This window comes from Deinococcus aestuarii (genome assembly GCF_018863415.1).
Taxonomy (GTDB): Bacteria; Deinococcota; Deinococci; order Deinococcales; family Deinococcaceae; genus Deinococcus; species Deinococcus aestuarii.
Genome location: NZ_JAHKSN010000025.1, coordinates 69,660 through 79,277 on the forward strand (window position 1 = coordinate 69,660; position 9,618 = coordinate 79,277).

Here is a 9,618-nt window from a genome sequence, read left to right on the forward strand (position 1 = left end):
TCCCCCAGAGCTGGCCTTTTTCTTCCGTTCACGGCCCCCACCCCGCGTGGGGGTCTTCCCTTTCCTGCCCTTCCTGCCCGGGGGCACAGACGCCCTCACCCCCCGCTGCCCTATCATGGAGGGTATGGCGTATACCATCCTCGTCGCGGACGACGACTCGGCCATCCGCACCATGCTGGAGGTGATCTTGTCGGCGGACGGGCACACCATCACGGCGGTGGCCGACGGGCGGGCGGCGCTGGAATACCTGCAAGGCCACACGCCGGATGCGCTGCTGCTCGACGTGGATATGCCGCTGATGGACGGCTTCGAGATCTGCTCGCGCGTCAAGCGGGTCAAGCGGCTGCGGGGTACGCCCGTGCTGCTCATGACGGCCCTCGACGACGACCACACCCGCGACCAGGCCAAGCTCGTCGGCGCGGACGACCTCGTGTACAAGCCCCTGAGCGGCAAGAACCTGCGCGGGAGACTCTCGCACCTGATCGAGGCCCGGCGCCCGCGCGAGACGGGCACGCCCTAGGAGAAGTCACGTGTTCCTGAGATTTGTCAAACTCACCACCTCCCTGCTGCTCGCGGGCGGCGTCGCGGCGGCGGGCGTCGGCGCCACCTACGCGACGAAGTGGGCGCGCGAGCTGCCCGACTACCGCACCCTCGACACCTTCACCTTTGGGGCCGAGACGCGCGTCTACGCCCGCGACGGCACGCCGCTGGGTACCCTCGTCCCCAAGATCGGCGAGCAGGCGGTCAGCCGCACCCTCGTCCGCCTCGACGAGATCAGCCCCTACATGACGGCGGCGCTGATCGCCAACGAGGACCGGCGGTTTTTCGAGCACTACGGCCTGGACCCCTACGGCATCGGGCGGCAGTTCCAGCGGGTCGCACAGGGCGAGGACGTGCAGGGCGGCTCCACCCTGACCAACCAGCTCATCAAGAACACCCTGCTCTTCGACGAGTACAAGCAGGCGCGCACCCCCGACCGCAAGGTCAAGGAGTGGATGCTCTCGGTGCAGGTCGAGCGGGCCTTCACGAAGGAGGAAATCCTCCAGAACTACCTCAACGCGATCTACTGGGGCGACGGCGGGCCGGTCGAGCTGTACGGCATCTACTCGGCGGCGCAGGCGTACTTCCGCAAGACGCCCAAGCAGCTCAGCCTCGCCGAGAGCGCCTACCTGACGATCCTGGTGCCGACCGCCAACCGTTACTTCGACTACGCGGCGGTGCGGCCCCTGATGAAGGTCCTGCTCAACCGCATGGTGGAGGACGGCTGGGTCACCCGCGCGCAGGCGGACGCGGCGTGGCGCGAGAAGCTCCAGCCGCGCGGCTGGAAGGTCGCCTACGCCGCCGACGGGACCCTCAAGGGCGCCAAGCTGGTGGACCGCTCGGCCAAGGAACTCAAGGCGGTGACGAGCACCCGCGCCCAGCACTTCGTGAGTCAGGTCGAGCAGGAACTCGTGCGCCGCTTCGGGCGCGACAAGGTGTACGGCTCGGGGGGCCTGCGGGTGTACACGACCCTCGACCCCAAGCTCCAGGATGCGGTGGAGACGGCCAGCCGCGAGGCGACCTCGCTGTCGTACCGGGGCTTTCCGCCGGGCGCGACGCTGGGCGCCACGATCCTCGACCCCTACACGGGCGAGGTGCTCGGGATGATCGGGCAGCGCATCGTGCCGGGGCAGCCTCTCCCGGACTGGAACAACGCCGCGCAGGGCCAGCGGCAGATCGGCTCGACCATCAAGCCGCTGCTGTACACGACGGCGCTCTCGACCGGGCTCGACCAGACCCACCGCGAGGAGGACAAGCCCGTCACCTTCCCCTGCGCCATCGGCTGCAAGGACGGCGTATACAAGCCCCAGAACTTCGAGGGCGCGACGACCTTCCGCAACATGACGATCCGGGAAGCGCTCGACCGCTCGCTCAACCTCGTGACGGTGCGGCTCGCGGACCGGATCGGGCTCCAGACCTTTTTCGGAAAGATCCGTGACCTGGGCATTCCGCCGAACGACGGCACCGGGCTCGCGGCGGCGCTGGGGGCGGTGGAGACCACGCCGGTCAAGATGGCCGCCGCGTACGCGCCCTTCGTGAACGGGGGGCTCTACCGGGCGCCGCGCTACATCACCCGGGTGACGACCGCGCGGGGCGAGGTGCTGTACGACGCGGCGAACGACCTCACGCGCGCCAAGCGGGTCTGGACGCCGCAGGTGGCCTTCCTGGGCCTCGACATGATCCGGGGGGTGGTGAACGACCTCAGCGAGCGCCAGGGCGGCCTCGCCACGCGGGCGAAATTCGGCGAGTGGCCGGTGGCGGGCAAGACGGGCACCTCGAACGGGCCCAAGGACTTCTGGTTCATCGGGACCACGCCGCTCTACACGGGCGCGGTGTGGGTCGGCAAGCAGCAGGGCGGCGAGATGCCCACCTCCTACTACTCGGGGTACGTGAACGCGCCGATCTGGCGCCGGATGATGGAGATCGCCCACGCGGGCAAGACGCCGACCGCCTTCGTGGAGCCGCCCGGCATCCTCTACGCGGAGGCACCCGACCCCGGCTACCTGCCCGGCGTGAAGATCGCCCGCGTCGATCCCCGCTACAACACGTCCACGACCGCCATCGAGCGCGACGCCCCGCCGCCCACCGTGTACCGCGAGGCGACGTGGCAGCCCGCCCGGGACTCGCGCACGACCGTGATCAGCGTGGACCGCACGACGGGCCGCCTCGCCACCGAGTTCACGCCCCCCGACCGGATCGAGCGGCGCCGGGTGTACCTCGAAGAACTCCCCGCCTACGCCCCCGACCCCAACCCCCAGCCCCTGCGCGACGAGAAGCCCGACCCCGAGGCGCTGAAGGTGGTGCGGGCCAAGCAGACGACGCCCAGCCCCAAGGCCGCCGAGCCGGACGACACGACGGCGCCCTGAGGACGAGACGGAGAGGAGGCTCCCCCGAGTGCGGCGGGAGCCTTCTGCCTTCTCACGCCCCTGTCACGCGGCGGTGAGGCCTGGGGCGGCATGATGCGGCCCATGAGACGCGCTCCCCTGCTCACGCTGCTGCTGGCCCTCGGGATTTCGGACGCCGGGGCGCGGGTGCGGCTGGGGGAGGTGCTGCCCCCCCACCCCTGGACCTCCGGTGAGCGCGAGGTCGTCGTCGTGTACTCGCACGACTGCGGCGACCTGGGCGAGTTGTGGGGGGCGGTGCTCGCGGCGGGGCTGCCCGTGCGGGCGGTGAACGCGGAGGACGTGCCCGCCCCGGCGCCAAAGGGGGTGAACGTCTGGCGCGGCCCGGAGGCGACCGCCTTCGCCCGCGCGCTGCGGGTGGGCGCCTACCCCACCGTGCTCCTCGTGCGGGAGGGCCGGGTGTTGAACGCCTGGGAGGGCAACTTTGGGGGCGATCTGGGGCTGGGGGGGCGGTGATGTTCTCCCTCTCCCCTTGCGGGTGACTCGCAGAGCCGCGGAGCGGAGGGTTGGGGTGAGGGGGCGTGTGACCAGCACCAACGCCAGCAAGACGCCCTGCCTCACTCCCTGCCGCGCCGCATGACGTTTGCGTTCACCCCCTCTGCTGCGCAGCTCTGCGAGTCCCAACCTCCCCCCTCAAGGGGGAGGAGCTAAAAACACCGTCTTCCTACTTGCCTTTCCGAGTAGGTCACAAGCAAAAACCAGAACTCTACTCCTCCCCGGGGACAGCCCGCCCTATGGCCCTGGGCTAGACTCGCCCCATGTTCGCCTCTCCCGGTGCCCCGTCCGTCACGGTGGCCTTTCTCGCGGGGCTGATCTCGTTCCTGAGCCCCTGCGTGCTGCCGCTCGTGCCGAGCTACCTCGGCGTACTGGGCGGGGCGCGGGCGCCGCTGGGGCGGGCGCTGGGCTTCATCCTGGGCTTCGGGCTCGTCTTCATCGCGCTGGGGGCGACGGCGAGCAGCCTGGGGGCCCTCCTCGCGCCGCACAAGATTCTGCTCGGGCGCGTGGCCGCCGCCTTGATCATCTTCTTCGGGCTGGTGATGCTGGGCGTGATTCGCCTGCCCGTGCTGATGCGGGACACGCGGGCGCTCGGCAACGCGGGAGGGTACGGCCCGGTCGCGCTGGGAGCGGCCTTCGCCTTCGGGTGGAGCCCGTGCCTGGGTCCGGCGCTGGGGAGCATCCTGGGCCTGGCCGCGAGCAGCGCCAGCCTGGGGACGGGGGTGGGGCTGCTCGCCGCGTACACGCTGGGGCTCGCCGTGCCCTTTCTCCTCGCCGCGCTGCTGTGGGACCGTCTCAACCTGCGGAGGTTGAACCGTTACGCGGGCGTGTTCGAGAAGGTCGGCGGCGCGGTCCTCGTCCTCGTCGGGGTGCTGATGCTGACGGGGCAGTTCACGCGGCTGGCGACCTTTTTCTACGAGGTGATGCCGGCGTGGCTGAGGGTGTAGAGGGACGGGTTGTAGGAGAGGATCAGCCCCCACAACCCATCCACGCCCTCCAGCTCCGCGACCTCTGGCTGAGGCTGGGCCGCGAGGTCATCCTGCGCGGCGTAACCCTCGACGTGCCGGCCGGAGAGAGCGTCACCCTGCTCGGCGAGAACGGGGCGGGCAAGACGACGCTGCTGCGCGTCCTCGCGTCGGGGCTGCGGCCCACCCGGGGCGAGGGGCGGGTGCTGGGCTTCGACCTGGGGGACGGGCGGGCGGTGCGCGAGTGCATCCACCTGATGCCGGTGGACGGCGGGCTGTACCCCGACCTGACTTGTACGGAAAACCTCGACTTCGCGCTGCGGATGCACGGGCAGAGAGGAAACGTAGCGGGAGGGCTGCGGCGGGTCGGGCTGGAGCGGGCTGCGGGCCGCCGCGTCCGCTTCCTGTCGGCGGGAATGCGCAAACGCCTCGCCCTGGCCCGCGCGCACCTTCTCGCCCGGCCCGTGACCCTGGTGGACGAGCCCTTCGCCAACCTCGACGAGGGGGGGCGGGAGCTGACCCTGGAATTGCTCGGCGACCTCGCTTCGAGAGGCGTGACGCTGGTGATCGCCGCGCACGAGCCGCACCTCGCACGGCGGGTAGCCCCCCGGGCGGTGCGGCTGGTCGGCGGGAAGGTCGAGGAGGACCGTGGAACGTAGGGCGTGGAAGACGGAGGGGGAGGCTCAACCCACCACGCCCCACGCTCCCCCCTCCACGGTCCGCCCGGCCCTCACCCTCGCCGCCAAGGACCTGCGGGTCGCCGGGCGGACGCGGGACACGCTGCTCGCCACCGCCTTTTTCGCGGGGCTGGTGCTCCTCGTGCTGGGGCTGGCGCTCGGCGGGGACGGCACGGCGCGGACTGTGGAGCAGACGGCGGGGGTCGCGGCGGGGGCGGTGTGGACGGCGCTCGCGCTCGCGGCGGCGGTGGGGGCGCAGCGGGCCTTCGCGCAGGAGCAGGAGGCGGGGGCGCTGGAGCAGCTCCTCCTCTACCCGGGGGCGCACGGGGCGCTGTACGTCGGCAAACTGCTGGGGGTGCTGGGTCCCCTCTTCCTCGTCGCGGCGTTCACCCTTCCGGCGGGCCTGATCCTCTTCGGGGCGGCGGGCGCGGGGCGGGCGGTGCCGTGGGGGGCGCTCGCCCTGGTGACCGCACTCGGCGTGATCGGCTTCGCGGCGGGGACGACTTTCTACGGCTCAATCACCGTCAACCTGCGGGCCCGCGAGGCGCTGCTTCCTGCCCTCGCCTTCCCCATCCTCGTGCCCGTGGTGATCGCCAGCGTCAAGGCGACTTCCCTCCTGCTCACGGGCGGGTGGACGCCGGAGGTCACGACCTGGCTGGTCTTCCTGGCGGCCTTCGACCTGGGAACGGTCATCCTGGCGACGCTGCTGTTCGGCTTCGCGGTGGAGGGGTGAGGTTGGCCGGGTACAGTGGCCCATGCCCACCGATGAGGCCAGCGTGGCCGCCGATGGTTTGAATCACCAACACACGACCGGGCCGCGCGGACACGAGCTGCTCGCCCTGCTCGAACGCGACCCCTCCGCTCGGCCCGACCACCTGAACCTCAACGGCTGCCACCTCCAGACCCTGCCCGAGAGTCTGCGCCGCTGCACGGGCGCGCGGGTCCTGAGCGTGTACGACAACGAATTGACGGCGGTGCCGGAGTGGGTGTGGAAGATGACGGGGCTCACGACCCTCAACCTGTCGGCGAACCGCCTGGCCGAGCTTGCCCCGGGGCTGGGCAGGCTGACCGGATTGCAGATGCTCGACCTCGGCCACAATGGGTTGAGCACGCTGCCGGACGTGCTCGGCGGGTTGCAAGAGGTGAGATTCCTGTACCTCAGCAACAACCGCCTGACCACGTTGCCCGACTCCCTGCGTCACCTGGGCTCGCTGCGCTACCTCAACGTCACCGACAACGCCTTGACTGCCCTTCCTGACTGGCTGGGCGAATTGGCGACCCTGGTAGAGTTTCGCGCGTACACCAACGCGCTCACGTCCCTGCCCGCCTCGCTGGGGGCGTTGGGCGAGCTGCGGGAGCTGCACGTCATGAACAACCGCCTGACCAGCCTGCCGCCCGAGTTAGGGAACTGCGCCCGGCTGGGCAAGCTGATGGCGCAGGGCAACGCCCTCACGACAATGCCCGAGGAGATCGGCAAACTCGGCGCCCTCACCGAGCTGGACCTGCGGTTCAACCACCTGACGGAGTTGCCCGCGTCGCTGGCCGAGCTGGAACACCTGCGCCTCCTCGATCTGCGGGCGAACGGGCTGACGGCGCTGCCGGAGGGGCTGGCCTTCCTCCCGAACCTGGAGAAACTAGACCTGCGCTGGAATCGCCTGACCTCGCTGCCCCCGGCGTTCCGGCGGCTGGAGGAAAGAGGGTGCCTGATCTATACGTGAGGGGCCCGTGGCTTGTCGCCTGTAGCCCGTAGACGGTCAAGTCCCCTTCCATAAGGTTACGAGCTTCCCGCCACCAGCAGCACCGCCCGTCCGTCGTGGTCCCCGGTCGTCTCGGCAGGTGTATCGAGGCGCGAGCCCATGTCCACGTACCCGGCCCGCCTGAACACGGTGCGGGTACTGAGCTTGTCGGCGAGGTCCTCGCGGGCAACCTGGAAGGAGCGGTAGGGGTGGCCGGGGCGGGGCAACAGGCGGACGCCTTCCAGGCTGAAGGCGCCCGTAAAGACGTACCCGTTCGTCACGGGAACGGGACCGAACATGCGCCCGTGGTTGTTGGGCACGAAGAAGGGGTCGTCGCTGAAGGCTTCGCCCGGTCCGGTGGGCAGCATGGAATAGAGCCTCCCGCCGACCTCCCCGAAATACCCGGTGCTGTGCCCACCCTTGGGACCGTACCCGGCGGCGTTCATCGCAGCCAGAAGGCGGACCGTGGCTTCCTCCGGACTCCGGGCCAAGCGGTCGATCAGGAGGACGTTGACCGGCTCGCGCAGGGTGCGCCCGCCGAGCCTCTCGCCGAGCCAGGTGGCGGGCACGAGGTCTTTCGTGATCATCCAGCGCCCGACCTCGCCTATGCCGGGCACCGTGACGGGCGCGCCCTCGGGGCGGTAGGTGGAGGGTTCGGGAAGGGGCGCGGCGGGGGCCGAGGCCGAGGGGGCGCAGGCGGTCAGCGTCAGGGCGGCGAGGGCCAGGGCAACGGTCAGGGGGCGGGCAGACTTCATAGGGCACCTCTTGGCTTTGCAGCTCCACGACTCCGGGGGAGGGCGGCGGGTTGAGAGCCTCACCGTACCCTATCCGCAGGGGCACTCCCTCTCCATGCGCCGGGGGGACACTCGCACTTGTCCCTTCCGCGCCAGGACGCGATTCTGTGGGCACGAGAGCACGCCGCACCCCCGGTCACGGTGACCTTCACGGGCGCGGCTCAGAATGGGGTCTGACATGAAACAAGATCGAGTCACGACGGGGCTGGGCGCCGCGACCCTCCTCGCCCTGGGGGCGGCGGTGGCGCTGGGCCTGAGCGCGCCCCTGGACGTCAACCAGGGCTCGCTCGTCCGCCTGATGTTCGTGCACGTGCCGACCGCGTGGCTGAGCTACCTCGCCTACGGCGGCACCGGCCTCTTCGGGCTGCTGTACCTGCTCACCCGCCAGCGCCGCTTCGACCGCCTGGCGCTGAGCAGCGCGGAGATCGGCGTGCTGTTCACGGCGGCGACCATCGTGGGCGGGATGCTGTGGGCCAAGCCGACCTGGGGCGTGTACTGGGTGTGGGACGCGAGACTCACGACCACCGCCCTGAGCCTCGTCGTGTACGGCGGCTACCTCCTGATCCGCACGCTGATCGACGACCCGGACCGCCGGGCGCGGGTGGCGGCGGTCGTGGGGCTGGTGGGCACCCTGTACGTGCCGATCAACTACATGGCGGTGGAGTGGTGGCGGGGCGTGCACCAGACGCAGACCCTCAAGCTGCTGGGCAAGATTCGCTTCGACGCCGCGCCCGTGTACGGGTGGGTGCTGCTGGCGGCGACGGTCGCCTTCTCCCTCCTGTACTTCTACCTGCTGCGCGTGCGGGCGACCCTCGCCGCCCGTGAGGAAGAGCGTGAGGAGCGCGAGCTGATGGGGGACCTGAGCCCGCTGGAGGTCGCCCGTGGATAAGTACGCCGCCTACGTGATCGTGGTGTACGTGGTGACCCTGCTGCTGCTGGGGGCCTACCTCGTGTGGATGTGGGCGCGGCTGCGGATGAACCGTGAGGAGGAGCCAAGGTGACCCTGCCCTCTCCCCTGCCGCAGGCGCGGCGGCGTAAGCGCAGCCCGCTGCCCACCGTCCTCGGCATCGTCGCCCTGGTCGCGCTGACGGCCTTCATCGCCTTCGGGAACCTGGGCAAGAGCCTGGAGTACTTCGTCACGCCGACCGAGTACGTGCAGCAGCGCGCGGAGCTGGAGGGGCGGCCCCTGCGGATCGGCGGCCTCGTGCGGGCGGTGCAGTACGACCCGCAGACGCTGGACCTGAAGTTCAACGTGACGGACGGCGGCGCGAGTTTCCCGGTGCAGTACCGGGGGGCGGTGAGCGACCTCTTCAAGGAAAACCAGGGGGTCGTGGTGCGCGGCGAGTTCCAGGGCAACACCTTCCACGCCTCCGAACTCGTGGTGAAGCACTCCGAGGAGTACCACGTGCCGCAGACGCAGGCCGAGCTCAAAGACCTGCTGCGGCAGAGCGAGTGAGGACTCGCGCCAGATGCTGAACCTGATCTCCTTCCAATCGAGCGCGCTCGGGGCGCTGGGGCAACTGGCCCTCCTGGCGGCCCTCGCCTTCACGCTGGGCGGCACGTGGCTCGCGGTCGTCGGGGGTCTCAAGGCCGACACCCGGGCGACCGAGGCGGCGCGGCGGGCGGTGTGGGCGGTCTTCGCCCTCGTGAGCCTCGCCACGCTGACGCTGATGGCGGCGCTGCTGGGAGACGACTTCTCGGTGCGCTACGTCGCCGAACACTCCATGCGGGCCTCACCGACCTGGGTGAAGGTGACGAGCCTGTGGGGGGCGCTGGAGGGGTCGATCCTGCTGTGGGCGTGGCTGCTCGCGGGCTTCGCCTTCGTGCTGAGCCTGACCCTGCGGCGCGACGCCCTGCGGCCCTGGGCGCTCGGCGCGATGTTCGTCAACCTGCTCTTCTTCGTGGGCGTGTGCGCGACGGTCGCCAGCCCCTTCACGCCCGTTTCGCAGGTGCTGACCGACGGGCGCGGCCCCAACCCGGCCCTGCAAAACCACTGGATGATGGCCGTC

General features: G+C 70.5%; 11 protein-coding genes and 1 pseudogene. 11 read left to right on the top strand and 1 reads right to left on the bottom strand.

From position 1 onward, the window contains the following. The first annotated feature begins 115 nt into the window (after nucleotides 1–115). The 7 genes from IC605_RS21270 (at nucleotide 116) to IC605_RS21300 (ending at nucleotide 6,797) form a co-directional block, all read left to right on the top strand. Nucleotides 116–520 carry a response regulator gene (locus IC605_RS21270; protein WP_216328723.1) on the top strand — a complete coding sequence of 135 codons (405 nt, stop codon included), beginning with the start codon at nucleotides 116–118 and terminating at the stop codon, nucleotides 518–520. A gap of 10 nt (nucleotides 521–530) precedes the next feature. Beyond that, a complete protein-coding gene (locus IC605_RS21275) occupies nucleotides 531–2,906 on the top strand; it encodes a transglycosylase domain-containing protein (RefSeq protein WP_216328725.1) in 2,376 nt (791 codons plus the stop codon). Nucleotides 2,907–2,999: 93 nt separating this feature from the next. Next, on the top strand, nucleotides 3,000–3,398 hold the full coding sequence (locus IC605_RS21280) for a penicillin-binding protein (RefSeq protein ID WP_216328750.1): 399 nt from the start codon (nucleotides 3,000–3,002) through the stop codon (nucleotides 3,396–3,398). A gap of 302 nt (nucleotides 3,399–3,700) precedes the next feature. Beyond that, on the top strand, nucleotides 3,701–4,384 hold the full coding sequence (locus IC605_RS21285; RefSeq protein WP_216328726.1) for a cytochrome c biogenesis CcdA family protein: 684 nt from the start codon (nucleotides 3,701–3,703) through the stop codon (nucleotides 4,382–4,384). Continuing rightward, nucleotides 4,369–5,061: an ABC transporter ATP-binding protein gene (locus tag IC605_RS21290; protein ID WP_216328728.1), complete on the top strand. Its 693-nt coding sequence runs from the start codon at nucleotides 4,369–4,371 to the stop codon at nucleotides 5,059–5,061. The genes IC605_RS21285 and IC605_RS21290 overlap by 16 nt, the downstream gene beginning before the upstream one ends. Beyond that, nucleotides 5,051–5,812, top strand: a complete 762-nt coding sequence (locus IC605_RS21295; RefSeq protein ID WP_216328730.1) for a heme exporter protein CcmB — start codon at nucleotides 5,051–5,053, stop codon at nucleotides 5,810–5,812. The genes IC605_RS21290 and IC605_RS21295 overlap by 11 nt, the downstream gene beginning before the upstream one ends. A gap of 22 nt (nucleotides 5,813–5,834) precedes the next feature. Further along, entirely contained in the window at nucleotides 5,835–6,797 is a 963-nt protein-coding gene (locus IC605_RS21300; protein WP_216328732.1) for a leucine-rich repeat domain-containing protein, read from the top strand. Between the two features lie 56 nt (nucleotides 6,798–6,853). Here the strand turns inward: IC605_RS21300 and IC605_RS21305 are convergent, their stop codons facing one another. Next, nucleotides 6,854–7,570 (bottom strand): hypothetical protein, encoded by a 717-nt coding sequence (locus tag IC605_RS21305; protein WP_216328734.1) that lies wholly within the window; start codon nucleotides 7,568–7,570, stop codon nucleotides 6,854–6,856. Nucleotides 7,571–7,787: 217 nt separating this feature from the next. On the opposite strand from IC605_RS21305, the gene ccsA reads away from it, so the two are divergent. The 4 genes and pseudogenes from ccsA to IC605_RS21325 all read left to right on the top strand — a co-directional run. Next, nucleotides 7,788–8,498, top strand: a complete 711-nt coding sequence (gene ccsA / locus IC605_RS21310; RefSeq protein WP_216328736.1) for a cytochrome c biogenesis protein CcsA — start codon at nucleotides 7,788–7,790, stop codon at nucleotides 8,496–8,498. Further along, nucleotides 8,491–8,610 carry a heme exporter protein CcmD gene (locus tag IC605_RS21315; protein ID WP_216328738.1) on the top strand — a complete coding sequence of 40 codons (120 nt, stop codon included), beginning with the start codon at nucleotides 8,491–8,493 and terminating at the stop codon, nucleotides 8,608–8,610. Before ccsA ends, IC605_RS21315 begins: the two co-directional genes overlap by 8 nt. Beyond that, complete coding sequence (gene ccmE, locus IC605_RS21320) at nucleotides 8,607–9,065, top strand: cytochrome c maturation protein CcmE (protein ID WP_216328740.1); 459 nt, start codon at nucleotides 8,607–8,609, stop codon at nucleotides 9,063–9,065. Before IC605_RS21315 ends, ccmE begins: the two co-directional genes overlap by 4 nt. A 13-nt stretch (nucleotides 9,066–9,078) precedes the next feature. Further along, nucleotides 9,079–9,618 (top strand): annotated as a pseudogene (locus tag IC605_RS21325) (heme lyase CcmF/NrfE family subunit); the annotation flags it as partial.

Excerpts from the sequence above, each read along its gene's own strand:
- IC605_RS21305 (WP_216328734.1), bottom strand. The coding sequence starts at position 7,570 with ATGAAGTCTGCCCGCCCCCTGACCGTTGCCCTGGCCCTCGCCGCCCTG.
- IC605_RS21300 (WP_216328732.1), top strand. The coding sequence starts at position 5,835 with ATGCCCACCGATGAGGCCAGCGTGGCCGCCGATGGTTTGAATCACCAA.
- IC605_RS21285 (WP_216328726.1), top strand. The coding sequence starts at position 3,701 with ATGTTCGCCTCTCCCGGTGCCCCGTCCGTCACGGTGGCCTTTCTCGCG.
- IC605_RS21270 (WP_216328723.1), top strand. The coding sequence starts at position 116 with ATGGAGGGTATGGCGTATACCATCCTCGTCGCGGACGACGACTCGGCC.
- IC605_RS21280 (WP_216328750.1), top strand. The coding sequence starts at position 3,000 with ATGCGGCCCATGAGACGCGCTCCCCTGCTCACGCTGCTGCTGGCCCTC.
- ccsA (WP_216328736.1), top strand. The coding sequence starts at position 7,788 with ATGAAACAAGATCGAGTCACGACGGGGCTGGGCGCCGCGACCCTCCTC.